Below are 24,254 nucleotides of genomic sequence, written 5' to 3'. Positions count from 1 at the left end.
ACCTCCCGATAGGCTTTCCGGCTGGCTGAATGCGCAGGCCGATTCTCCCGGATTTCGACATATCCGGAATGTCTTTAGCGCTAAACAATAACAGATGAAACGTCATGCGTCTCATGAATAACGATACATCTCCAGAGTTCCGGGCGATCATGCCTCAGGCGTGCCCCCCTTCTCCACTGGCCGTCAGGTTGCCAATCCCGTCCCGTGCCGCCATACAGTTTACAGAATATTGCAGGTCCTGCCGGGAGTGATCCCAAGTGTTTCAGCCATCCGGCGCGTGCAGACCTGCTGCTGGCAACGGAGCGCTCACATGACCCGCGAAACCCCTGCAACGGCCTTTCTGGCAGCGAAAAATATCCCTTTCAGCGTTCATGATTATGAATACGCGCCCAATGGTGGCCTGATCGGCATGCAGGCGGCCGAGGCCATCGGCGTGGCCCCCGAAGACGTGCTCAAGACGCTGGTGGTCGAAGTGGACAAGAAGCAGCCGGTCTGTGTGGTGGCACCAGCGCATCAGCGGATGAATCTGAAAAAGGTTGCAGCCCTGTTCGACGGGCGCAATGCGCGGATGATGAACCCCGAGAAAGCGCAGGAACTGACGGGATTCCAGTCCGGTGGGACCAGCCCGTTCGGTTCGAAAACGCCGATCCCTGTGGTCATCTCGCAGGACGCCATGCCCCGCGAGCATGTCTATATCAATGCCGGTGGTCAGGGTTTTGTCGTACGGATCACGCCGGCAGACGCCCAGCGCGCCACGGATGCCAAAGTGGCCGATATCGCTGCGGACTGATCCGCGTGACTGCTTCCTCCATGGCGCTGGACAACGCTGCAACGCACAAGCTCTCCCCCGATCTTGCGCTATCGGGGCCGCAGACGGAGCTGCTGCATCGGGTGGTATCGTTCTGCGAACGCCATCAGGCGGATGACAGCGCGCTTTTCGTCATCGAAGGCGCGGCGGGCACCGGAAAAAGCGTCGTCCTGAATGCGATCTTCAATACGCTCCAGACCCGGGCGCGGAATGGCGCGACGGACGATCCGCTGCGCGGTCTGCGGAACATGGTGATCGTCAACCATCCGGAGATGCTCAAGCTCTACCGCAACATCGCGGCCACCATGCCCAGCCTGCGCAAGGGCGATTACGAGCGCCCGACGACATTCATCAACAGATCCGCGAAAACCGGCAAGCGCGCGGATATCGTTCTGGTAGACGAGGCGCATCTGCTTCTGACGCGGCCTGACCGCTACAACCATTTTGCCCAGCAGAACCATCTGGAAGAAATCCTGCGCTGGGCGCGGATCGTGGTGGTGGTGTTCGATCCGTTACAGGTCCTGAAGTTCAAGAGCCACTGGTCCACCGATCTTCTGGAGCGTTTCCGCAAGGGACGTCCTTCGGAGACGTTCCATCTCGACACGCAGTTCCGCGTTTCGGCCAGTCCCGCGACATGTTCGTGGATTGATGCACTGGGACAGGGGGAGATCCTGCCGCGGCCGAAAGATCCGTCTTTTGATCTGCGGATCTATGACGACTGCGCGAAGCTCTATGCGGATCTGTGCGCGTGCAATGCGAAATACGGTCTGTGCCGCCTGCTTTCGACCTATGACTATCCCTACACGCTCAACGGTGAGGACCATTTCATTACCGAAGGCGATTTCCATCTGCGCTGGGACCGTTCCCTGCCGAGCGAGAAACTGCCCTGGGCCGAGCGTCCGGACACGATAGACGAAGTTGGCTCGGTCTATACGATTCAGGGATTCGACCTGAACTATGCGGGCGTTATTCTTGGTCCGTCGCTGTTCTATGACGCGGAGCATGACCGGATCGGGGTGCGGCCGGAGCAGTATGAGGACAGCGCCGCCTTTCAGGGCCATGACGGGATTGCGGCGCCTGAAGAGGCGAAGAAGCGCGTCATTCTCAATGCCCTGAACGTCATCCTCACGCGCGGCATCCACGGACTGTTCCTGTATGCCCATGATCCGGCCCTGCGGGAACGCCTGATGCGAACCTGATCCCTTTGCTCGCGTTTGCGTGAGTTGCCACGCCGCAACCGCTCTGGTCCTGTGCGGCAAAGGAGATTTTAGACCATGTCCCGTCAGACACTTCTGGCCTTCGCTTTCAGCGCCGGCCTTACGGCCCTGACAGCCGCCTCCCCCGCCCTCGCCGCCCAGACCGTGGACAAGGGCACGCTCCCATCGGGCAATGTGCAGATCATCGGGCGCTTTTCCGATGCCCAGCCTTCCGGCATCGCAGCCCTGCCCGATGGACGTCTCGTGCTTGGCTTCCCCCGTAGCGCCCATGAGCATTCCGGCCCCCGGCTGGCGCTTTATGCAAAGGGCAAGCTGACGCCCTTCCCCGATGCGGCCTCGCAGGAGCAGTTCGTCTCCCCGCTGGGCATGACGGTTGATACCAAGGGCCAGCTCTGGGTTCTGGATGAAGGTATGGTCGCGGGAACGGGAACCGTTGCAGGCGCGCAGAAGCTCTTCCGGATCGACCCGGCGAGCGGAAAGATCGCACAGGTCATCCCGCTGGGGGCACCAGCCCTTCTGCCGGACAGCCACGTCAATGACGTTCGCATCGACCTGACTCACGGCACGGCCGGCACGGCATTCATTACCGATACGTCCACGGACGTTCACCCCGCGCTGATCGTGGTTGATCTGGCGACAGGGCATCAGCGGCGTATTCTGGCCGATACGGTTTCCGTCATGCCGGTTCAGGGTTTTGTTGCCGTGATGGATGGCGTTGCGGGGCGTTATGATCCGCAGCATGCCATCCTGCCCCAGGGAGGTGTGAACGGCATTGCCATTAGCCCGGACCAACAGACGCTCTACTGGCAGCCCCAGACCAGCCGTCGCCTCTATTCCGCGCCGACCTCCGTTCTGTCTGATCCGAAGGCCAGCGAGACCACGATCGAGCGGGCGGTGAAGGATGAAGGCGAAACCGGCATGGGAGACGGCATGGCAACCGGGCCGGACGGCTCGCTCTACATCACCGATGACGAGCGCCACGCCATCCTGCGCCGCAAACCGGACGGAGAGATGTCCGTTGTCGCCCATGACCCACGCATGACCGAACCCGACGGCCTGACCTACGCCAACGGCGCCCTGTACGGCACGATCGGCCAGTGGGCGCGGCTGCCGGTATTCCATGATGGCAGGGACCTTGAAGTCATGCCGTATATCGTCGTGAAGATTTCTCCCCTGAACTGACGATGCGCGACGCCGGAAGCCTTACCAGCTTCCCGGCGTCAGCCCCATCCGGCCTGCCCCGATGCCGGAGGGGGAGCCCAGACCGGATTGCGGGCCAGAACCATAATTTCCCGCTCCCCCAAACCCTGTCCCGACACTCAGGGCGCCGTGGATCCTGTGATCGGGTCGGCTGGGGTCTGTCCGGTTGGCGGAACCGGTTGTGGCAACCGGCCTCAGCAGCGCGGACCGGCTGTCCGTCAGTTGCGGACGCGGATGTGAGCATCCTGCCAGCCCTGCCAGAATCATCATGATGAACAGACGCGGTTTCATGCGGTCCTGACCTTCCTGTCGGGATTGCGCCTGTCATGGCGGACATCCGTGTTCACAGACGCAAGGGACCATGACATGTCCCGGCCATCATGGCACCCGGCCTTCAGGCTTCCTGACAGAAAATCGAAGTCTTTTCAGGGCTGAAGCCTCTCCTTCCGCAAGACATATTTCGTTATTATTTTGAAATGAAATGACACTAAATGAATATTTTATGATTAAGATCGTAATTTTATCGAAACGTATTGACTCTTTTTTATACATTCACCGAAATGGATTTTTGCTTTTTCAGTAATCATTCCGGGGGATACCCCGCATCAGGATGTAATGCGATGACATCGAAATTGCTCATAAATGAATTCATGTTCAATCCAAGTGTTCCTGGTGATCCTGACGAATTTATTGAAGTGAAGGGCGATGCCAGTACGGATTACAGCGCCTGGTCCCTGATTGTCGTGGATGGTGACGGCACGGCCGCTGGCAAGATAGACAATGTCTTTACAATCGGCAGCACGAACAGCGACGGCTACTGGGTTACGCCATTTCAGACGAACGCCCTGCAGAACGGCACGCAGACCGTCCTTCTCGTCAAGGATTTTACCGGCAAGGTCGGGGATGACCTCGACACGGCCAATGCCGGAACCTTCACCTCGACACCCTGGTCCGAAATCGGAGACACGATCGCCGTGTCCGATGGTGGAAAGGGCGATCCGACCTATGCCGGCGCGCCCGTCCTGACGGGTTCGATCATCAACGGCGCCTCCCGCCTTCCTGATGGCACGGATACGGACAGCACGTCGGACTGGGTTGCGGACGATCCGTCCCTCTCCGGTATCGAGGGCTATGGCACCGTTGCTGCGGCAGGAACGGTTCTGGTCACACCGGGAGCGGCCAATGACGGAACCTCTTCGGGAGGCAGCACCGGTGGATCAGGCGGTTCGGACACGGGAGGTGGCTCCGGCACGGGCGGGAGCGGAACCGGGGGTAGCGACACCGGAGGTTCGGGTTCAGGCAGCGATACGACGACCCCGCAGGACCTGACGATCCAGCAGATCAACGGCACCGGCTATTACAGCCCGTATGCCAACGCTTCCGTCATGACGACGGGCGTCGTGACCGCCGTGGACACGAATGGCAGTATCGGTTTCTGGATCCAGCAGACCAATCCGGACAAGAACACGGTCGGCAGTGCGGGCATCTTCATCTATGCCGGCAAGACCGCCACGCTGCCGACCGTGGGGGAGACCGTCTCCGTCACGGGAACAGTCACGAACTATTCCGGCACGTCCTGGAGCAAGTCGCTCACCCTCCCGGAAATCAACCTCGTCTCCTACACCGATACCGGCGCGGCCTATGTCAACGTCACGCCACCGGTCATTGGCCAGGGCGGGCTGACGGTTCCGGCAGCATCCTATCTTGGTGATCTGACGCAGGCGATCGACCTCAACAAGAGTACGGCGTCCATCAGTCCCGACAGCAATGCGCTGGATTTCTACCGCAACCTGATCGGTCAGGTCGTGACGATCCATAATGCCGTTGCGGTCGGCACCACGGCGTATAATGCGACATGGGTTGTGCCCGATGGCGGCAACGGTCTGCTGACCCCGACCGGGGCCCTTCAGGAAACCGCAGACAGCGTCAACACCCAGCGGATCGAACTCTATTACGACAGCGGTGTCACGCCGGGGTCTGCCATCAATGCGGAAGTCGGGGACAAGCTCGGGGACATCACGGGCGTCCTGACCTACTACAACGGCGTCTATGAACTGGTCCCGACCACGCAGGTCACGGTCCTGCATACCGACACCCCTGCGCCGGTCACGTCCCTGCACAAGGACGATCAGAACCTGCTGGTCAGCGACTACAACATCGAGAACTTCAACGCGCTCGATCCGGCGAATGCAGACCGCCTCAAGCAGGTCGCGCAGATCATTACCGGCAATCTCGACAGCCCCGATGTGCTGGCCCTTCAGGAAGTCCAGGACGACAGCGGCACGACCAATGACGGCACCGTCAGCGCGGAGCAGAACCTCGCGGCCATCGTGAAGGCCATCGCCGATGCCGGGGGCCCGACCTATTCCTGGGCCGAGGTGGACCCGACCAACAATGCCTGGGGCGGCGTTTCCGGCGGGAATATCCGCAGCGTCTATCTCTACAACCCTGAACGCGTCAGCCTCACGGCTCCGGTGACGACGATCGGGGAAGAGGAACTGGCGAGCGGAACCTTCAAGAATACCCGTCTGCCGCTGATTGGCACATTCGAGTTCAATGGCCAGACGGTCACGCTGGTCAACGTGCATCTCTCGTCCCAGGCGGGCAGCAGCGAACTCTATGGCGCGACCCAGCCGCCCGTGAATCACGGTGGAACGACGGCCACGGTCAACAACCGGATCGCCCAGGCGCAATACATTACGAACTACGTCAATGGCCTCCTCGCCAAGGACCCCACGGCCAAGGTCGGCATCCTCGGAGATTTCAACGACACGGAATGGAGCGACGCCCAGAAGGTTTATGCCAATGCCGGCCTGACCGACATGAGCACCAAGGAAGACCCTTCCAACCGCTACACCTACATCTTCGAAGGCAATGCGGAATCCCTGGATCACACGATCGGCAGCACGGACTTCGCCAATGCGGGGCAGTTCGAGACGGTTCATGTCAACACGGGCTCCCTGACTCCCGAGTCCGATCACGATCCGTCCCTCACCCTGCTGGAAATGACGGATTACAGCGCAACGAACGGCGCCGCCCTGTCGAATGTCGCTCTCGCCTCCGGCAAGACGGCCGCGGTCCACAGCGGCAGCACAGCTTCGGGCGTGTCGGTCGGTGATGGCGGACGTCTGGCGCTTTACGCTGGCAGTACCGCCAGCAACATAAGCCTGGCCAGCGGCGCAAAGATCGACCTGCCGGAACTGGCCTGGTCCAGCAATGCCACCACGACCCTGACGGATCCGTCCACCCTTCAGGTCACCAGCGGAACCAGCACCTACACGATCAGCCTCAATGGCGCCTATGACGCCGATTTCTTCAGCCTTGCGTCTGACGGCAGCGGCGGCACGATGCTTCTGGCGGAAGGCACGCCCTGCTACTGCCGCGGCACCCTGATCCTCACGGATCGCGGCGAGGTCCACGTCGAAACACTCCGGATCGGGGATCTGGTCCAGACCGCGACCAACGGCCTGCGTCCCATCCGCTGGATCGGCCGTCGCAGCTATTCTGGCACCTTCGCCAATGGCAACCACGACATCATGCCGGTCATTTTCCGGCAGGGCTCCCTCGGCAGTGCTCTGCCGCACCAGGATCTTTCGGTCTCGCCGCTTCATGCGATGTATCTGGATGGGGTTCTGGTTCCGGCCGTCCTGCTGGTGAATGGCAGCACCATCGTGCAGGCCGAGCGCATGGACGAAGTAGCCTATTTCCACATCGAACTGGAACATCACGACATCATCATCGCCAATGGTACGCAGTCCGAAACCTTCGTGGACGACAACTCCCGCGGCATGTTCCACAACGCCGGAGAATACGACGTTCTCTACCCGGATGCCGCTATGGCACCAGCCCGCTACTGCGCCCCGCGCGTGGAGGAAGGCGCACAGCTCGAATCCCTCCGCAGCCGCCTGAACCCGGCCGCATCCGGGACGAAAGCCCCTGCCGCCCCGCTCGAAGGTTATCTGGACGTCGCAACCCATACCCAGGTCAAAGGCTGGGCTCGCATTCCCGGCAGTGACAGGCCCGTGCGTCTGCAGATCGTCGATAATGGCATGGTTCTGGGGGAGATGCTGGCCGACCGCCTCCGTGAGGATCTCGGAAGCGCCTGCGGCTTTCACTTCGACATTCCGGGGGGCCTGTCTGCCCTTGAACGTCATGTTCTGGAAGTCCGCCGGGCAGACGATCACGCGCCTCTCAGCCATTGCCCATGGATGATGGATCAGGCCGAGCAGAAGCCGCGCCACGCCATTATTGCCTCCACCCCTGTCACCCCGATGGATGGTTGTATCGATATCGCAACGCGCAGCCGGATCAGCGGCTGGGTCTGCAATCCAGCCATGCCGCATCAGGCCGTCACCCTGCAGATCGTTGATAACGGTGTGGTCCTCGCCTCCGTAGTCGCCAATGGCCGACGTCCGGATGTTGCGCGCACGGGCCGGCCGATGCTGTGCGGCTTCGATGTCCTGTTGCCTGGCGGTCTGTCCCCGCTGACGCGCCACGTTCTGGAAATCCGCCGCGTCTGTGATGGGGCCCTTCTGGGGGAGCCGCAGATCATCGAACCGGCAAACGCCTTCGATGCCGATATGACGCAGAGCGTAGCCCGCGCTGTGACTGCCGCTGCGAACGATCAGGACGGGGACCAGGTTCTGTCCTTCCTGCTCGCACAGGTGGAAAAACTCCGTCAGGCCCGTGCGGACGCTGCAAGTGGCACCGCAAAAGCGACTCTCGGCGCGGCCCGTCGCCGCCGCGGCATGGTTACGCTGGCGCCCGTCGAACGCAAACGGGCACTGGTCATCGATGGTCAGCATCCGGACGCGAAACGCGATGCCGGATCACAGGCTGTCCTGTCACACATGGCCGCTCTCGAAGCCCTTGGCTACGAGGTCTGCTTCGTGGCCGCGGACCAGATGAATCAGGCTTCCACACTGACCACGCTCCCCGGCGCAACCGTCCTCGGGCTCCCGCTTTTTGCGTCAGTGGAAGACGTGCTGCGGCGTCAGGCAAACAGCTTCGACGTGGTGTATCTGCATCGTGAAGACATCGCGACGCGGTATATGGCACTGGTACGCCGCAACCAGCGCAGGGCCCGCGTCCTCTACAGCGTGGCGGATCTGCACTTCCTGCGTCTTGCCCGTCAGGCAGCGATTCAGGGGCGGCCGGAACTGATGGCGCAGGCCAACCAGATGCGTATTGCAGAGTACAGGGCTGCACTTCAGGCCGATGCCGTCCTGACGCATTCCGAGGCAGAAGCCTCCCGGCTTCGTCAGGATCTGCCACAGGCCAGTGTACATGTCGTTCCGTGGGCCATTCCTGCACAGACCGGTCATGCTGTCCGTCGAAGCGGCGTGGTGTTCGTCGGCAATTACGCCCATGCGCCGAACGCCGATGCGGCCCGCTGGCTGGTGAACGAGATCATGCCAGCCGTCTGGGCGGCTGATCCAACCATCGGCTGCACCCTGATCGGAGCGGACATGCCGGAGAGCCTCCAGGCCCTCGCCGATGACCGCATCCGTGTTCTGGGACATGTGCAGGATCTGGGTGCCATTCTCGCAGCCCATCGCCTCAGTGTCGCCCCGCTGCGTTTCGGCGCGGGCATCAAGGGCAAGGTCATCGAAAGTCTCGCCTCCGGCCTGCCCTGCGTCATGACACCGGTCGCAGCCGAAGGGCTTGCCCTGCCCGGCGAACTTCAGGGGCTCGTCCATTCTGACACCGCCAGCCTGGCCCATCAGATCGTGACCCTGCACAACACGACCGACCTGTCGGCGCTGGTCAAAGCCGGCCAGACCTATGCAACCCGAGCCTTCTCCTCAGAAGCCGTCACCACGGCCCTCGAACAGGCCCTGGCCTGCAAGGTAGTCCTTCAGACAGCCGTCTGAACCCAGAAAAAATCCGGACGGGAAACCCCGTCCGGATCATCAAATACGACCGTCACAGACACGGCCCAAAAATCCGCTGGACAGGCGAAATCCGCCAAAGAGAACCTGTGCTCCATCTTCGCCGGTTATCTACATCAATACAGGAAAGAGAGGACCTGGTGGAGAGAGTTGGATTCGAACCAACGTAGGCGTACGCCAGCGGATTTACAGTCCGCCCCCTTTAGCCACTCGGGCACCTCTCCGGGTCGGCGGTTGGGATATGGCGGATTGACGGCTATGTCAATCGCCTGTTGTCGATTATATGCTTTTTTATGGCCAGAAGATCTCCCTCCCGTTCCGCCCCCGATCGTTCCACAGATCGCTCCTCCCCTCCCGCCGGCAATGCCGATCACGGCTCTTCCATGTCTGGTGGTCGCACCAGGGAACGGGGCGGCCGTTCCGGTCGTGGCCATGCCGCCAGTTCCGGTCCCGGCTACTGGATTTATGGCCATCATGCGGTGCAGGCCGCGCTCGCCAATCCCGAGCGGGTGATCCATGATTTCCTGGCAACGCGTGAAGCTGCGGCCTCGTTTGAGACGTCATCGCGCAAGCCGCAGATCGTGGACCGTGAGCGCCTCGACCGGCTATGTGAGCGCGATGCCGTTCATCAGGGGGTCTGTCTGCGGGTTGAACCGCTGGAGACGCTGGCCATTCCCGATATCGTCGAGCGGACCGGCCCGGTTCTGGTGCTCGATCAGGTGACGGATCCACGCAATATCGGCGCTATCCTTCGCTCCGCCGCAGCTTTCGGAGCTGCTGCCCTTCTCGTACAGGATCGCAATGCCCCGCAGGAAAGCGGTGCCATGGCAAAGGCCGCTTCGGGCGCGCTGGACATCGTACCCATTCTGCGGGAGGTCAACCTTTCCCGTGCACTTCAGGCACTACAGGCTGAAGATTTCTGGGTGGTTGGACTGGACGCAGGCGGCACGCGACTGAACGGCAAGAGCTTTGCCGGACGTCGCGTGGCGCTGGTTCTGGGAGCCGAGGGGGCCGGACTGCGTCGTCTGACCCGCGAAACCTGTGACGAAATCGCCAGCGTCTACATGCCCGGCGACATGGAGAGCCTGAACGTCTCCAATGCCGCGGCCGTCGCACTTTATGAACTCGTGCGCCCTGTCTGAACGGATGTCCGGGTCTCAGTTGGGCCCGGACGTGGCTGAGGGGTAATCCGTATATCCTTCCGCCCCGCGGCCGTACCAGGTCTTCACATTGTCAGGCTGGAGGGCGATGCCCCGGGCGAACCGCTCCGGCAGATCCGGGTTCGAGATAAACTTCCGTCCGAAAGCGATGGCATCCGCACGCCCTTCCGCCAGAGCTTTCTGCGCATCCTCGAACGTGTAGTCCTGGTTGAGAACCAGAGGACGCAGAAACACCTTGCGGATCTGTGGAGACAGTTTGGTCTGATCCGTCTTGCCGAAGGTTCCGTCCGGGCCGGGTTCGCGCAGTTCGAGCCATGCCACGCCGAGATCCTGCAACATTTCTGCCGCTGGGACGAAAACCGTCTCCGGCGCGCTGTCGATGCACCCCTGCGTATCGCCGTTGGGCGACAGCCGCACACCTGTACGGTCGGCTCCCACGGCCGCGCTCACGCGTTCGACCACCTGCCGCAGGAAACGGATGCGGTTTTCGGGTGAGCCTCCATATTCATCGGTCCGCTTGTTTGTCCCGTCTTTCAGGAACTCGTCGATGAGATAGCCATTGGCTGCGTGGATCTGCACCCCGTCGAAACCGGCGCGGATCGCATTGCGGGCCGCGTTCTCATAATCACCCAGAATCCGGGCGATATCCGCCCCATCGAGCACCCGCGCCTGCTCGTAAGGCTTCTTGCCATCATAGGTATGGCCCTCGCCCGGCGCCGTTGTGGCGGAGGACGAGACAGGCTGGGTCCCCGTCACGGAGGAGTGGACCATACGCCCCATATGCCAGAGCTGGCAGACGATCTTTCCGCCTTTTGCATGAACCGCCGCGACAACCGGCTTCCAGGCCTCGACCTGCTCGTCGGACCAGATGCCGGGGGCGAAAGGCCAGCCCAGACCTTCACGGGAAATCCCCGTGGCCTCCGTGATAATCAGCCCGGCACTGGCCCTCTGACCATAATATTCCGCCATGATGGGCGTTGGAACGGCATCCCTGCTGGCACGCCCCCGCGTCAGCGGGGACATCACAATGCGGTTTTTCGCGTGAATGGGACCGAAATCAATGGGATCGAACAGGGTTGGCATCACTTGTCTCCTCTGGACAGGCCCTCATATTGTTCGACTATATTCGAACAAGGCAAGCTTTTTGTTTGATGCGAGTCGAACAAAGCAGGTGTTGCGATAAAATCTCAGGAAAGGGATAAGACCCCATGGCTGCCTACGACCATCCTGATCCCGCGACGTTCGAACTGACTTTGGTGCTGCGCGCGCTGGCCGACCCTGCACGTCTGGAGATCGTTCGGCATCTGGAGCGGGTCGGGGAAGCCAACTGCGCCACACTGATCGGGACGCGGCCCAAATCCAGCATGTCGCATCATTTTCAGGTTCTGCGGGACAGCGGAATCCTGAGGACGCGCATTGAAGGCGTCCAGCATCGCAACTCCCTGCGCCGCGAGGAACTCGACGAACGGTTCCCCGGGCTGCTGGCGGCGATTCTGAACGCACCCTGAGAGACGCCTTGGAGGAGGCGCTTTCAGTTCCTGCGCCAGATTTCTTCGTGAATGCAGGTTGCAAAAACCAGCCAGACGAAGAACGGCACCTGCATGGAAGCCGCCTTGCAGTCCACCTTGTGCGCCGTACAGATCGACGCGCCGGACGTCATGATCAGGCCGATGCAGATCGCAAGGCCCGTTCCGAGTTGCCGTTTGCGGAACACGAAGAACGGAAAACCGGCCACGCCAGCCACGCACAGTGCCCACAACACAAGCGCAGCCGTGCGGGCGCAGGACTTCTCCGCCCGCAGCAGGCGATATCCTGACCAGGCCAGAAGGCCGTCGAGCACCGTCCAGATAACAGCGTAGGCCGGACCGGGCGGATTGAAATGCGGCTTGTTCAGATGCTCGTACCAGCGGCGGGTGGACTTGTCATCGGCCGGGCTGATTTCCCGGGCGGCATACTGAACCCCGAAAACCGTGCCAGCCGCCACGACCGCATCAATCAGACGTCCCATAATCCCTGATCCTTCATAAATCCTGCTGCCATAACGCGGCAGCAGGGCTCACGGTTCAGGGCGTCGGCGCTGTGGACGGCGCAGACGTACCGAAATCGAGCTCGGCGGCGATCTTTCCGGCTTCCGGATTCCACAGCAGGACCCGGTCACTTCCCGCACCGCTCAGCGTCACGGCCATCAGCCCGTCCGGCCGGGCCGTCACCGCCGTCACATGCTCTCCCGGTCCGAGCGGCAACGCCAGACGGGAAAAGCCTCCCTCAGCCAGCGGCACGGTGGCCGTGACACTCGGACGGGGATGCAGAAAACGGTAGGCAATCACGCCAATCAGCCCGAAGACGGCCGCGATAATCAGCACACCCATCAAAATCACAGCGGCCAGAAGCGCTTTCGGCGTCTGCGACTCGCTGTTCGCCATTTCCTCGGCTACACCCTGTGTCATGTCTGATCCTGTTTCCCCATTCCGTCTTGTTGTCGATGCGTCCACGGCTGGCCAGAGGGCCGACCGGGCGCTGGCGGACGCCATCGGCACGGTTTCGCGCTCCCGGGTCAAGGCCCTGATTGAAAGCGGCAATCTTTCCGTCAATGGAAAGACGGTCTGCGAGCCTGCCGAAACCCTGCGCAACGGCATGGAACTGCTGCTGACATTCCCAGCCCCGACCCCGGCCCGGCCTATCGCGGAACAGATCCCGCTCAACATCCTCTACGAGGACGACGACCTGATCGTGCTCGACAAGCAGGCTGGCCTCGTCACCCACCCTGCCCCGGGCAACGAGACCGGCACGCTGGTCAACGCCCTGCTCGGCCATTGCGGCGAAGGATTCGAGGGGATCGGCGGCGAGAAGCGTCCGGGAATCGTGCATCGTCTGGACAAGGATACGTCCGGTCTAATGGTCGTGGCCAAGACGGCCATGGTTCACAACGCCCTGTCGGACGCCTTTGCTGCCCGAGACATCGACCGCGCCTATCTGGCCCTTGCCTGGGGGCTTCTGCCGTCAGAAGGCGAATTCGACGGCAATATCGGCCGCGACAAGCGGGACCGCAAACGCATGGCGGTCGTGGGCAGTGGCGGCAAGGTCGCCCTGACACGCTTCAGACTGATCGAACCCTTTCAGGCCGCTGTCTCCCTGATCGAATGTCGCCTCGCCACTGGACGGACCCATCAGATCCGTGTTCACCTTTCGAATGCAGGCCATCCCCTGCTCGGAGACCCGGTCTATCTGCGCCGGATCCCAGCCGCGGCGCGCGGTCTGTCGCAGGATGCGAAGGAAGCGGCCCTTGATTTCCCCCGTCAGGCGCTCCATGCGACCCGACTCGGATTCATCCATCCACGGACAAAAAAGCAGCTTTCCTTCGAAACTGCCCCTCCTGAAGACTTCCAGACCTTGAAAAAGCGACTGATAGGCTAAACCTTAAAAGGCCATTGACTTTTTTGGCTGGGCCTGTCATAAACTGCTCATCCGACGAGCTGACGCGCCGCCGGAACGGATCGTACCACCAGAGGTCGCCCAGTCCGGGGGCTGACGGTCGGGGACGTGAAAGTCCTTCCCAATGCGTCACCTGGGTCAGACGGAACTATCCCGTCGCCGGTCCGTATGAGTCTTCATCTCATCCGGATGCGGGTTAAGCCCCGGGCGAAAGGAGTCGAAGATCATGGCATCCCCAGCCGTCATTTCAGTGGGTCCCGAAAACAACCTGACCCGCTACCTTCAGGAAATCCGCAAGTTCCCGCTGCTAACGCCGCAGGAAGAGCTTGATCTCTCCCGGCGCTGGCGCAAGGACGAAGATACGAGTGCGGCACACCGCCTCGTCACCTCCCATCTGCGTCTCGTGGCCAAGATTGCCATGGGCTACCGTGGCTACGGCCTGCCGGTGAACGAACTCATCAGCGAGGGTAATATCGGCATGATGCAGGCCGTGCGCCGGTTCGATCCGGAGCGTGGCTTCCGTCTCGCCACCTACGCCATGTGGTGGATCCGCGCTGCCATGCAGGAATACATCCTGCATAGCTGGTCGCTGGTGAAGATGGGCACGACCGCCGCGCAGAAGAAGCTGTTCTTCAACCTGCGTCGCCTCAAGGGGCAGATGCAGGCCATTGATGACGGCGATTTAAAGCCCGAGCAGGTCAATTCCATCGCAACCACGCTCGGCGTGCCGGAGCAGGACGTCGTCTCGATGAACCAGCGTCTGGCCGCGCCCGACCACAGCCTGAATGCGCCGCTGCGCATCGATGGCGAAGGGGAGTGGCAGGACTGGCTCGTGGACGATCACGAGAACCAGGAACAGACTTACGCTGCGTCCGAAGAGTTCACGGGCCGCAAGGCCCTTCTGGATCAGGCACTGATGACGCTGAACGAGCGTGAGCGTCACATCCTGAGCGAGCGTCGCCTGAAGGAAGAGCCTTCCACTTTGGAAGAGCTTTCCCATCACTATCACGTCTCGCGGGAGCGCATCCGCCAGATCGAAGCCCGTGCGATGGAGAAACTTCAGAAGGCCATGGCCGCCGAAGTGGAACATCGCCGCCGCGAAAACGGGCTTCAGGCCTGAGGTCGAGTCTTTAACGAAAACCCCGCTGGAGCATCGCTTCAGCGGGGTTTTTTATTGTCGGCACACCAACCCCGCTTCGATGCAGGCCGGACCTTCGGGTCAGAAGCCGTTGTTGTGGCTCCCGTCGGCATTGAACCGGTCGCCATAAGCGGATTGCGATTCAGTTCTTGAGGGAAACAGCAGCATGCCGTCCGGACGACCGCTCAGGACGGGTTCTCCCGTCGAAGGCGGGGCGGGCTGTGTCGGGGGATGGTCATAGGCCTGACAGCCTGCAAGACCACAAAGCAGAAAACAGCCCCACACGACCTTCCGCAACAGCCAATGCCCCCTCTCAGAGAACATAAAAAAGCCGGGGAAGTTACCCTCCCCGGCTTTTCTCTTATTCGAGCCCCAGATCGTGGCCCGCGGAGCGGAGCACCTCGATGCCCGGGAGGATCTTGCCTTCCAGCCATTCGAGGAAAGCCCCGCCAGCAGTGGAGACATAGGTCATCTTGTCCACGACGCCTGCATGACGCAGGGCCGAGACCGTGTCACCGCCGCCGGCGATCGTCTTGAGCTTGCCTTCGTCCGTGAGCTGCGCGGCATACTGCGCAACCTCGACGGTCGCTCTGTCGAACGGCGCGATCTCGAACGCACCCAGCGGACCGTTCCAGACCAGCGTCTTGAGCGTGTCCAGACGCTCGCGGATCAGTTCGACCGTGCGCGGACCGGCATCAAGGATCATGGCATCGTCCGGGACTTCGCCGATCAGGCAAGTCTCGGTCGGGACATTGGCCTTGAACTCACGCGCTACGACAGCATCGACGGGCAGGATGATCTCGCACCCTTTTTCCTGCGCAAGATGGGCGATCTTGCGCGCCGTCTCGTGCATGTCGGCTTCCTGCAGGGACTTACCCACATTCATGCCTTCAGCCGCAAGGAACGTATTGGCCATTGCACCCGTGATGAACAGCGTGTCCACCTTCTCGATGACATTCCCGATCAGGTCGAGCTTCGTCGAGATCTTGGAGCCGCCGATGATCGCACCGACCGGACGCTCCGGATTTTCCAGAGCGGCGGACAGCGCGCTCAGTTCCGCCTGCATCAGACGCCCGGCGAAGGACGGCAGATCCCGCGCCACGCCTTCGGTCGAAGCATGGGCGCGGTGTGCGGCCGAGAACGCATCATTGACGAAAATATCGCCATTCTGCGCCAGAGCCTTGGCGAACTGCGGATCATTGGCTTCTTCACCGGCATGAAAGCGCGTGTTTTCGAGAACGATGATGTCCCCGTCCGCCATCGCGCCCACAGCCGCTTCCACGGTCGGGCCGACGCATTCAGCGACGAAGCCGACTGGCTGACCGAGGATCTGGCCGAGCTTCAGCGCGATCGGACGTAGCGACAGCGCCGGCACGACCTGCCCCTTGGGACGGTCGAAATGGCTGAACACCACGACGCGCGCGCCTTTGTCGGCCAGTTCGCGGATGGTGGGGGCAACCCGCTGCAGGCGGGTATCGTCGGTGATGACGCCGTCATGCATCGGGACGTTGAGGTCGGCGCGGACCAGCACGCGCTTGCCGCGTGCGTCCACACCATCAAGGGTGCGGAAGGCCATCACTCAGAGGCTCCCGAACAGGGCGGCTGTGTCGGCCATACGGTTGGAGAAGCCCCACTCGTTGTCGTACCAGGCGCAGATGCGCACCAGCTTGCCGCCATCGACCAGAGCCGTCTGGGTGGCATCAAACGTGGAGGATGCGACGTCATGGTTGAAGTCGGAGCTCACCAGCGGGGCCGTGTTGTAAGCCAGGATGCCCTTGAGCGGGCCTTCGGACGCAGCCACGCGGATCGCTTCGTTCACGGCTTCAACAGAGGCTGGGGCCGTCTTGGGCACGAAGTCCAGCGAGACGAGCGAGACGTTCGGCGTCGGGACGCGGATGGCGGTGCCGTCCAGCTTGCCCTTCAGGTGCGGCAGGACCAGTCCCACGGCCTTGGCAGCACCAGTGGAGGTCGGGATCATGTTCAGGGCGGCGGCGCGGGCGCGGCGCGGATCCTTGTGCAGGGTGTCCACCGTGCGCTGGTCGCCCGTGTAGGAATGGATCGTGACCATGTAGCCACATTCGATTCCGAAGGCCTTGTCCAGAACGGACGCCACCGGGGCGAGGCAGTTCGTGGTGCAGGACGCGTTGGAGATAATCTTCATGTCCGGCGTCAGAACGTCGTTGTTCACGCCGAATACGATCGTCGCATCCACATCCGTCGCAGGCGCGGAAATAACGACGCGCTTGGCACCGGCTTCCAGCAGGGCCGAAGCCTTCTCGCGGGACGTGAACAGGCCCGTGCATTCCATCGCAACGTCAACGCCCTGGAACGGGACCTGCGCCGGGTTGCGCTCGGCAGAGACCTTGATCGGGCCATAGGTGCGGCCATTGGCTTCGATGATCAGGCTGTTGCCTTCGGCGCGGACAGTTCCCGGAAGGCGGCCATGCGTGCTGTCATAGGCCAGCAGATGCGCGTTGGCTTCGACCGAACCCAGATCGTTGATGGCGACAACCTCGACATCCGTACGTCCGCTTTCGATGATGCCACGCAGCACCAGCCGTCCGATCCGTCCGAAACCGTTGATCGCGATTTTTACAGCCATGACCTGCCCTACTCCGTTCCTTGAAAACTGGGGCATCTTCCATAGCACTGCCACAGCGAAGCAACAGGGGGGATCAACAGTTTTTCACGAAGTTGGCTCTATAATCTTGCTCAAACCCTCCGTTCCTGCGACGGTTCCGCGCGATATGGCACCTTTCGTCCGACATTTCCGTTCGCAGCGGGGCTTCGTTCCGCACTCCGCACTCCTGATGGGAGGGCTCCTGCTGGCCATGCCCCTGCTGTCGGGCTGCAAGCTGCTGGACCAGCGCACGTTCAACCCGAACGCGGGCAAGCCACCCCAGCCCTATATTCCCCCCGCACCGCCGGGACCGCCGCCGCACGCCCCGTTCCTGTCGGTCTCCGAAGGCACTCCGGAATCCGAATATGGCCCCATCGTCGAGCGTGCCGCGAAGGCCGCCCTGTCGCGCAAGCCGAACGTGCTTTTCACCGTGCAGGCCTTCGCTCCGCCACAGCCCACACCGGACGCCCAGGCACAGGCCCTGACGGATGTGACCAATCATCTGGGCGCTCTGGTCGCGGCGCATCTTGCCAAAGCCGGCGCCCAGCCTATCCAGATCGAGATGCACGCCATTACCGATCCGTCGGCCACCAAGCCGTTCGTCCGCGTGGACGTACGCTGACATCGTGCGGACAGACCCGGCTACCTGTCCCGCGTCAAATCCATTCCGGTTTCAAATTGACGCGCCGATCCTACCCACGCTACCCATTTCTGGAGACGTTGGAGAGGAAAGCCAGTGACCATGTCCAGAACAGACGCTTTGCTTGCGCTGGTTGGAATTGGAGGCACCCTTAGCGGCTACACAGGACATATGACCGGTGCCGAACTGGGGCTGGGCATCCTGTGTGCCGTTTTCGCACTTCGCCTCAGCACACATGGTATGCGGGGGCAGCTTACCCTCTTTACCTATATTCTTGCCCTGAACACCGTACTGTTACAGGGTCATGGGTATGGTCGTCTTGGCCTGTGCATGTTTCTTGGAGCAATGGCCCTCGCCGTTCTGCGGATGACCGGAACGCTCCGGGAAACATCCTCTCCGTAAGTCTTTCGCTCCCTAAAGCAGGCGGGTGAGCAACAGTCCCAGAACCGTGCCGATCGCGAGCAGGATCAGCCCGTTCCGCAGGCGCAGCGTGACAGGCGTCCGCTCGGGTACGACAGTCAGCGCAGCACTGTCCCGGAGTGCGACCATTTCTTCCTGCTGCGCCCGCGCTTCTTCCTGTTCCTGCCAGATCCGTCCGCTCATGCGCCGGATGTAATGCCCGGCATCGGCTGGCGTCGTTGCGGCATGATCCACGACGCGCTCGGCCAGCGTGCGATTGGCCGTGTGTCCCAGCCCCAGAACGCGGTGCGCCGGACAGACGGCCAGGGCTTCCATGACCAGCGGGTTTTCAAACACCACGAAATCCGAGACATCCCCGCCCCCGCGGATCAGGACGATGATCTCTTCACGGCAGGTGCCGATCGCCTCCGCCAGACGGGCCGGATCGTTCATGGCCGTGGGAAGGCTTCTCACACGCTCGGGACGCCAGGCTCCGCCGAGCGCCTGAAGGAAATCCTCCGCCACCAGCGCGCTGGACGCCGCCGAGTGAATCAGCAGAAGCCGAGCGTCAGGCCGTGCGGGATAGGGATGAAACGCGCAGGGCAGCCCCCGCAGAACGTCCAGAACGGAACGCTCCACACGCTCCGCCCGCTGCCGCCCCGGATCATGGAGTTCCACCGCCACCACTTCGAACCGCAGGGCAACCTGCCCGCGATACTGCCGCGCCCGGAGCATACCGGTCACATGCACATGATCGCCCGGCCCCACTTCCGCCCGCGCCAGAATGGATTTCTGGACCTCAAGAGACAGGACTGTCCCGAACTGCGGGTCGATCAGGGGAAGCTGATAGTATTTGGGATAGGAATTGGGCGCGGCATCGCCAAGCTGCCCCGCCACGACCAGCGGAAAGCCCCATTCGTCAAAAGCGGCACAGATCTCGTCCAGCCGGGCGGAGAACAGGTCCTGCACCTGAAGCGGAGAGAGAACCGTCAGTGTTGTCGTATCTCCCGCCGCGGAAGATGAGCGGGAGCGTCTCGGAAAAGCGTCCATCCGTCACCATATGGAGAAAGAACAAATGTTCTTACAGGGGGCTGACGCCCTCTCACGCGATTTTTTGCCTGTTTTTCAGAAGGTTGTGGGCTGGTGAGCCGATTTGATCCCGAAGAACTGTTCGAACGCCTCGCCCGGTCGCGTTTTCGCACACGGTTCCATCTGGACGATCAGGCGCGACTCTATCTCGAAAGCCGGGGCCTCGATGCGGTCATGGAGCATGGTTCGGCCTTCATCGCCGAACGTCTCGCCCCGGCCCATCCGCCCCGCGACGGCAAACAGACCCCCATGCGCGGTCATCCGGTCTTCATCGCCCAGCATGCTACCGGTTCGTGCTGCCGGAGTTGCCTGTCCAAATGGCACGATATGGCGCCCGGGAGGCCCCTGACATCCGAGCAGCAGGCGCAGATCCTGCTCGTGCTTCGGAGCTGGATCGAGCGGGACTTTGGCCGGACCGTTCCCAGCAGCCCGGCGCAGGGGGCGCTGTTCTGAGAGCGTTCAGTCAGGCTGGCGACGCGGTACGAACCGCTCCGCTGCGAAAATCAGCAGCAGCGCGGCTGCGCCCAATACGATCTGCGAGCGCGTCTCGGGCTGGATCAGCATGGCGATCAGTGTACAGCCGATCAGAACCAGCGCGACATACGCCTTCCACGATGAGTCCTGCACCAGCTTCAGACGTCCTGCCACGATCATGGTGTTGTTGAACACCATAAAGCCGCCCGTCAGACTGACCAGCAGGCCAAAGATCAGCGTCGGCGAAAGAACGGCCACAGCCGCCACAAGAATGGACGCCAGCGCGCTGACCAGAATGGCCCGGCGCGGCAGTTTCGTGGACGCATCCACGGTCAGGAACAGCCCCGGAGCGGAGCCGGATTCCGCCAGTTCGTACAGGATGCGGGACGTTACATAGATCCCGGAATTGAGGCTGGAGAGCGCCGCCGTCATGACCACGAGCGCCAGCGCCACATCCGCAAACGGCACATGCAGCCGGTGCAGCACCAGCAGGAACGGCGAATACCCCGGCACCACATCGCTCCACGGCACCAGACACAGCACCAGAGCGATCGAAACGATATAGAATCCGCCGATCCGCAATGCGATGGAGCGCGTGGCCCGGACGATGTTCTGCTCGGTGTTGTCGGATTCAACGGCCGCAACGGTGGAAATCTCGCTGCCCCCCATGGAGAACAGGATGGTCGGGATCACCGCCAGCAGCGCCAGCCAGCCATGCGGCAGAAGGCCACCATGCGCGAACAGGTTCTCATGCACCGGAATGGGGCGGCTCAGCAGGGCCCAGACGCCGATCCCGATGAAGCTGACGATCGCCAGAACCTTGATGGTGGAAAACCAGTATTCAAATTCGCCATAGCCCTTGACGGACATGAGGTTCACGCCGGTCATCAGCCCCATGATGAGAATTTCCAGCACGGCATAGGGCAGCGGAATATAGGGCGCGAGCATCGTCGCCACTGCAATGACTTCCACCGCGATCGCAATGATCCATGTCAGCCAGTATGCCCAGCCCGCCACGAACGCGGCCCGGTTTCCCAGAGAATACTGGATCTGCCCCAGAAACGAGGCCCGCCCCGGCACCTTCAGCGCCAGATCCCGCATCATCAGATTGACCAGGAACACCAGCGTTCCCGCCAGAGCATAGGAGAGCAACACCGCAGGGCCGCCCAAGGACAGGGCTGCGGACGCTCCAATGAAATACCCCGCCCCGATCACGCCACCAAGAGCGATCATGACGACGTGGCGCGTGCGCAGACTGTGGGCGAGCTGGTCGGGCTGGCTCATGGACAAAAGACTTCCTGCTGTGGACGAAATGGCGGTTTCAGACCGGAAGATCCCTGTTGTCCTCCAGGGTTTCCATGGTCATGTACGAGGTGATGGCATCAAGCTCCACCTTGCTGATGATCTGCTGGTACACACGATCGAAATCGTTCATGTCGCAGGCCACCACCTTCAGAAGATAGTCGTATTCGCCCGCGATCCGATAAAAATCAACAATGTTCGGGATCGAACCGACCACCTTGCGGAATGTTTCAAACCATTCACGCGAGTGATGGCGCGTCCGCATCAGCACGAAGACCGTCAGGGTCAGGCCCAGCGCGGACGCATTGAGCCGCACAGTGTCATGGGCGATCACGCCATCCTCGCGCAGGGCGTTCAGCCGCCGCCAGCAGGCATTCTGCGACAGGCCGACCTTTTCGGCGAGTTCGCGCTGGGAGGGGGTACCCTGCTTTTGCAGGATTCTCAGGATCGCTCTGTCCGTCTGATCGAGTTTTCTGGCCATATCGCATCATATGACCACAAAAAGGATTTTTCACCTTCAAAAAAGAAGCGGTTTTCACCCGTTCCATCGGTCTATCGTCCTTTCATCACGCACGGGGAAAACATCGCGCCATGGAAACGATCGGCAATCTCGACAACAGCACGGCCATTCTTGAGCAGTTCGAGCAGACACTGCGCAACAACGGGCTGAGCGCGCTGGCCAAGGGTGTGATCGGGGATGGCGCGAAGTTCTCGACGCCGTTCGGCACGCAGTCCCTGCTCTATGCTGATTACGTTGCTTCCGGCCGTGCGCTGAAGCAGATCGAGACGTTCATCATGGACGAGATCCTGCCATTCTACGCCAACAGCCACACCGAAGCATCTTTCTGCGGTGCCTACATGACGCGCCTGCGCAACAGCGCCCGCGCCATGATCGCCCAGCTCTGCCACGCCCCTTCCCCCGATTTCACGACCATCTTCATAGGCAACGGCGCCACGGCCGGGCTGAACCGTCTGGTTCACCTGCTGGAAATCCCGACCCTGTGCGAAGCCGGAAAGCGACCGACCGTTTTCATTGGCCCTTACGAGCATCACTCCAACATCCTGCCCTGGCGTGAAAGCGGTGCGGAGATCGTCGAAATCCCCGAGGCGACCGAAGGTGGTCCGGATCTGGATGTTCTGGAAAAGGCGCTGAAAGCCTGCCCGGCGGATCGGCTGAAGATCGGCTCCTTCTCGGCTGCGTCCAACGTGACGGGCATCCTGACGGATGTGAATGCGGTCACGGTCCTGCTTAAGCGTTACGGCGCTCTGTCCATCTGGGATTATGCCGGAGCTGGGCCTTACTGCCCGATCGACATGCAGGCGGGCACGCCGTTCGAAAAAGATGCGGTTGTCGTGTCCTGCCACAAGTTCATCGGTGGCCCGGCGGCATCAGGCGTGCTGATCGTACGCAATGCCGCCATGCCCCGTACGACGCCTGTCCTTCCGGGCGGTGGCACGGTGCGCTTCGTCTCGCCCTGGAACCACGATTACACTACGAACCTTGCCGCACGCGAGGAAAGCGGCACGCCGAACGTGATCGGGGATATCCGCGCGGCCCTGGCCTTCATCGTCAAGGACGTCATCGGGGAGGCCTATATGGCGCAGCGCAACGCCGAACTGCGCGCGCGTGCCATGAAGGCCTGGAGCAGCAATCCGGCCATCGAGATCCTTGGCCATCCGACCGCCAATGCCCTTCCGATCTTCTCCTTCCGCATCCGCGATGTGAAGAATGGCGGCTTTATTCACCAGCAGCTTTTCACGCGGATGCTGTCGGACCGTTACGGCATTCAGGTTCGTGGCGGCTGTGCGTGTGCGGGCCCTTACGCGCATCGTCTGTTGGGGATTGATGAGGATGAGTCCGGGTTGATCCGCAGCGCCATTCTCTCAGGTCAGGAAATTGAAAAGCCGGGCTGGACGCGCCTGAATTTCAGCGTGCTGATGGATGACGGCAAGGTCGAGCGTATCCTCAACGCGGTCAATGAACTTGCCAGCAACCCCTGCGAGACGGCTGCGCAGTATGACTGCGACATCACCACGGCACGTTTCCGCCCGAAGGCCGCAGCCTGAAACAGGCTTGTAATCAGTCCCGTCGCAGGCCAACGTCTTTATTGCATAAACGTTACGGGACGCCTGCGATGAGACGGTGGATGGGTGTATGGGCCGCAGGGCTTCTCCTCGCGTTGGGCGGATGTGCGGCGGAAGGTCCCCTGCACCCGGCGACCGGACGCCAGTTCTCGGCTTATACGCTCGAAATCGGCTGGACACCCACCCTGAGCCGGACCGGCAGCACGAACCGTACCGATACTCTGGCGGCCCCTGCCCGAACCCTCTATCTGTGGGCTTTCAGGGGCTCCATTCCGCGGGATCTTCAGAAAGCCGGTGTTTCAGCCGATGACTGGCGCGATCGGGGATGCCGGTCCTATGGTCCGGTCCATTTCCCGCCAGTTGTTCTCCTGCCTGCCCTGCGAAAGGACATGATTGCCCTGACGCCCGGGGAAACGGACACGTCGCTGAGCTGGGACTATCAGGTCCGTGCGGCATGTCTGGGCTTTGCGCAGGAGGATTTCTTTGAGGAAGCCGCACGAACCTATACCGCTTTCAGCAACAGCCCGGCCGCAACCATTCTGAGGGGAAATGCTGGAAAGACGGTTCATCGTGACGCGCTGATCCGCGATCTTGCCGTGTCTTTGGGAAGCCGCAGGCAAGAGGCGATCCGTCTGCGCTGTGCGACCGATCAGACATCCCGGGAAGCCGTGCTCGACCGGGTTTATATCGGCATCCGGGCCCGGCGACTGGCGCTTTTTCCTGCCGCATCCTCGCTCGCGGATGAGCCGCCCACGAGCGATTCCTGTCCGGAAAGTTTTCTTATTCCTGCCCCCTGATC

General features: G+C 61.7%; 22 protein-coding genes and 1 tRNA gene. 13 read left to right on the top strand and 10 right to left on the bottom strand.

Annotation, left to right across the window (positions count from 1 at the left end; translation table 11 throughout):
• Positions 1-310 precede the first annotated feature (310 nt).
• The 3 genes from ybaK (at position 311) to ABF859_RS02305 (ending at position 3,207) form a co-directional block, all read left to right on the top strand.
• Positions 311-790: a Cys-tRNA(Pro) deacylase gene (ybaK, locus tag ABF859_RS02315; RefSeq protein WP_415525777.1), complete on the top strand. Its 480-nt coding sequence runs from the start codon at positions 311-313 to the stop codon at positions 788-790.
• 20 nt (positions 791-810) lie between these two features.
• Entirely contained in the window at positions 811-2,007 is a 1,197-nt protein-coding gene (locus ABF859_RS02310) for a DUF2075 domain-containing protein (RefSeq protein WP_415526169.1), read from the top strand.
• Positions 2,008-2,082: 75 nt separating this feature from the next.
• Positions 2,083-3,207 carry an L-dopachrome tautomerase-related protein gene (locus ABF859_RS02305; RefSeq protein ID WP_415525775.1) on the top strand — a complete coding sequence of 375 codons (1,125 nt, stop codon included), beginning with the start codon at positions 2,083-2,085 and terminating at the stop codon, positions 3,205-3,207.
• A 21-nt stretch (positions 3,208-3,228) separates the two neighbouring features.
• On the opposite strand, the gene ABF859_RS02300 is transcribed toward ABF859_RS02305, so the two are convergent.
• Positions 3,229-3,516 (bottom strand): hypothetical protein, encoded by a 288-nt coding sequence (locus ABF859_RS02300; protein WP_415525774.1) that lies wholly within the window; start codon positions 3,514-3,516, stop codon positions 3,229-3,231.
• 329 nt (positions 3,517-3,845) lie between these two features.
• Here ABF859_RS02300 and ABF859_RS02295 point away from each other — a divergent pair, with 329 nt between their 5' ends.
• Positions 3,846-9,098 carry a Hint domain-containing protein gene (locus ABF859_RS02295; RefSeq protein WP_415525772.1) on the top strand — a complete coding sequence of 1,751 codons (5,253 nt, stop codon included), beginning with the start codon at positions 3,846-3,848 and terminating at the stop codon, positions 9,096-9,098.
• A 156-nt stretch (positions 9,099-9,254) separates the two neighbouring features.
• Here the strand turns inward: ABF859_RS02295 and ABF859_RS02290 are convergent.
• Positions 9,255-9,340, bottom strand: a tRNA-Tyr gene (locus tag ABF859_RS02290).
• A 69-nt stretch (positions 9,341-9,409) separates the two neighbouring features.
• Between ABF859_RS02290 and rlmB the strand changes: the two genes are divergently transcribed.
• On the top strand, positions 9,410-10,258 hold the full coding sequence (gene rlmB, locus ABF859_RS02285; protein WP_415525770.1) for a 23S rRNA (guanosine(2251)-2'-O)-methyltransferase RlmB: 849 nt from the start codon (positions 9,410-9,412) through the stop codon (positions 10,256-10,258).
• Between the two features lie 15 nt (positions 10,259-10,273).
• On the opposite strand, the gene ABF859_RS02280 is transcribed toward rlmB, so the two are convergent.
• The gene (locus ABF859_RS02280; RefSeq protein WP_415525768.1) at positions 10,274-11,359 is read right to left on the bottom strand and encodes an alkene reductase; all 1,086 of its coding nucleotides are present in this window, start codon (positions 11,357-11,359) and stop codon (positions 10,274-10,276) included.
• A gap of 125 nt (positions 11,360-11,484) precedes the next feature.
• Here ABF859_RS02280 and ABF859_RS02275 point away from each other — a divergent pair, with 125 nt between their 5' ends.
• Entirely contained in the window at positions 11,485-11,784 is a 300-nt protein-coding gene (locus tag ABF859_RS02275) for an ArsR/SmtB family transcription factor (RefSeq protein WP_415525766.1), read from the top strand.
• A gap of 23 nt (positions 11,785-11,807) precedes the next feature.
• On the opposite strand, the gene ABF859_RS02270 is transcribed toward ABF859_RS02275, so the two are convergent.
• Complete coding sequence (locus ABF859_RS02270; protein ID WP_415525764.1) at positions 11,808-12,284, bottom strand: TspO/MBR family protein; 477 nt, start codon at positions 12,282-12,284, stop codon at positions 11,808-11,810.
• A 55-nt stretch (positions 12,285-12,339) separates the two neighbouring features.
• The gene (locus ABF859_RS02265; RefSeq protein WP_415525762.1) at positions 12,340-12,723 is read right to left on the bottom strand and encodes a hypothetical protein; all 384 of its coding nucleotides are present in this window, start codon (positions 12,721-12,723) and stop codon (positions 12,340-12,342) included.
• Here ABF859_RS02265 and ABF859_RS02260 point away from each other — a divergent pair.
• Together ABF859_RS02260 and rpoH are read left to right on the top strand one after the other, a co-directional pair.
• Positions 12,722-13,690: an RluA family pseudouridine synthase gene (locus tag ABF859_RS02260; RefSeq protein WP_415525760.1), complete on the top strand. Its 969-nt coding sequence runs from the start codon at positions 12,722-12,724 to the stop codon at positions 13,688-13,690. The two genes, ABF859_RS02265 and ABF859_RS02260, sit on opposite strands and share 2 nt — an antisense overlap.
• 244 nt (positions 13,691-13,934) lie before the next feature.
• The gene (gene rpoH / locus ABF859_RS02255) at positions 13,935-14,828 is read left to right on the top strand and encodes an RNA polymerase sigma factor RpoH (protein WP_062507856.1); all 894 of its coding nucleotides are present in this window, start codon (positions 13,935-13,937) and stop codon (positions 14,826-14,828) included.
• A gap of 379 nt (positions 14,829-15,207) precedes the next feature.
• On the opposite strand, the gene ABF859_RS02250 is transcribed toward rpoH, so the two are convergent.
• Entirely contained in the window at positions 15,208-16,422 is a 1,215-nt protein-coding gene (locus tag ABF859_RS02250; RefSeq protein WP_415525758.1) for a phosphoglycerate kinase, read from the bottom strand.
• Between the two features lie 3 nt (positions 16,423-16,425).
• Entirely contained in the window at positions 16,426-17,448 is a 1,023-nt protein-coding gene (gap, locus tag ABF859_RS02245) for a type I glyceraldehyde-3-phosphate dehydrogenase (protein ID WP_415525756.1), read from the bottom strand.
• A gap of 145 nt (positions 17,449-17,593) precedes the next feature.
• Between gap and ABF859_RS02240 the strand changes: the two genes are divergently transcribed.
• Positions 17,594-18,088, top strand: a complete 495-nt coding sequence (locus tag ABF859_RS02240; protein WP_415525754.1) for a hypothetical protein — start codon at positions 17,594-17,596, stop codon at positions 18,086-18,088.
• Positions 18,089-18,208: 120 nt separating this feature from the next.
• Complete coding sequence (locus ABF859_RS02235; protein ID WP_415525752.1) at positions 18,209-18,508, top strand: hypothetical protein; 300 nt, start codon at positions 18,209-18,211, stop codon at positions 18,506-18,508.
• A gap of 12 nt (positions 18,509-18,520) precedes the next feature.
• Here ABF859_RS02235 and ABF859_RS02230 read toward each other — a convergent pair whose 3' ends face one another.
• A complete protein-coding gene (locus tag ABF859_RS02230; protein WP_415525750.1) occupies positions 18,521-19,555 on the bottom strand; it encodes an exodeoxyribonuclease VII large subunit in 1,035 nt (344 codons plus the stop codon).
• Between the two features lie 93 nt (positions 19,556-19,648).
• Between ABF859_RS02230 and ABF859_RS02225 the strand changes: the two genes are divergently transcribed.
• Positions 19,649-20,047, top strand: a complete 399-nt coding sequence (locus tag ABF859_RS02225; RefSeq protein ID WP_415525748.1) for a DUF4186 domain-containing protein — start codon at positions 19,649-19,651, stop codon at positions 20,045-20,047.
• Positions 20,048-20,053: 6 nt separating this feature from the next.
• On the opposite strand, the gene ABF859_RS02220 is transcribed toward ABF859_RS02225, so the two are convergent.
• On the bottom strand, positions 20,054-21,352 hold the full coding sequence (locus ABF859_RS02220) for an amino acid permease (RefSeq protein WP_415525746.1): 1,299 nt from the start codon (positions 21,350-21,352) through the stop codon (positions 20,054-20,056).
• Between the two features lie 37 nt (positions 21,353-21,389).
• The gene (locus ABF859_RS02215; RefSeq protein WP_415525744.1) at positions 21,390-21,851 is read right to left on the bottom strand and encodes an Lrp/AsnC family transcriptional regulator; all 462 of its coding nucleotides are present in this window, start codon (positions 21,849-21,851) and stop codon (positions 21,390-21,392) included.
• 110 nt (positions 21,852-21,961) lie between these two features.
• Between ABF859_RS02215 and ABF859_RS02210 the strand changes: the two genes are divergently transcribed.
• Together ABF859_RS02210 and ABF859_RS02205 are read left to right on the top strand one after the other, a co-directional pair.
• On the top strand, positions 21,962-23,437 hold the full coding sequence (locus tag ABF859_RS02210; protein WP_415525742.1) for an aminotransferase class V-fold PLP-dependent enzyme: 1,476 nt from the start codon (positions 21,962-21,964) through the stop codon (positions 23,435-23,437).
• Positions 23,438-23,517: 80 nt separating this feature from the next.
• Positions 23,518-24,252: a hypothetical protein gene (locus ABF859_RS02205; RefSeq protein ID WP_415525740.1), complete on the top strand. Its 735-nt coding sequence runs from the start codon at positions 23,518-23,520 to the stop codon at positions 24,250-24,252.
• The last annotated feature ends 2 nt before the right edge of the window (positions 24,253-24,254 follow it).

The sequence above is a fragment of the Gluconobacter sp. genome (assembly GCF_047722525.1).
Taxonomy (GTDB): domain Bacteria; phylum Pseudomonadota; class Alphaproteobacteria; order Acetobacterales; family Acetobacteraceae; genus Gluconobacter.
The sequence above is the reverse complement of the archived record's forward strand: the minus strand, read 5'-3'. Positions and strand labels throughout refer to the sequence as shown.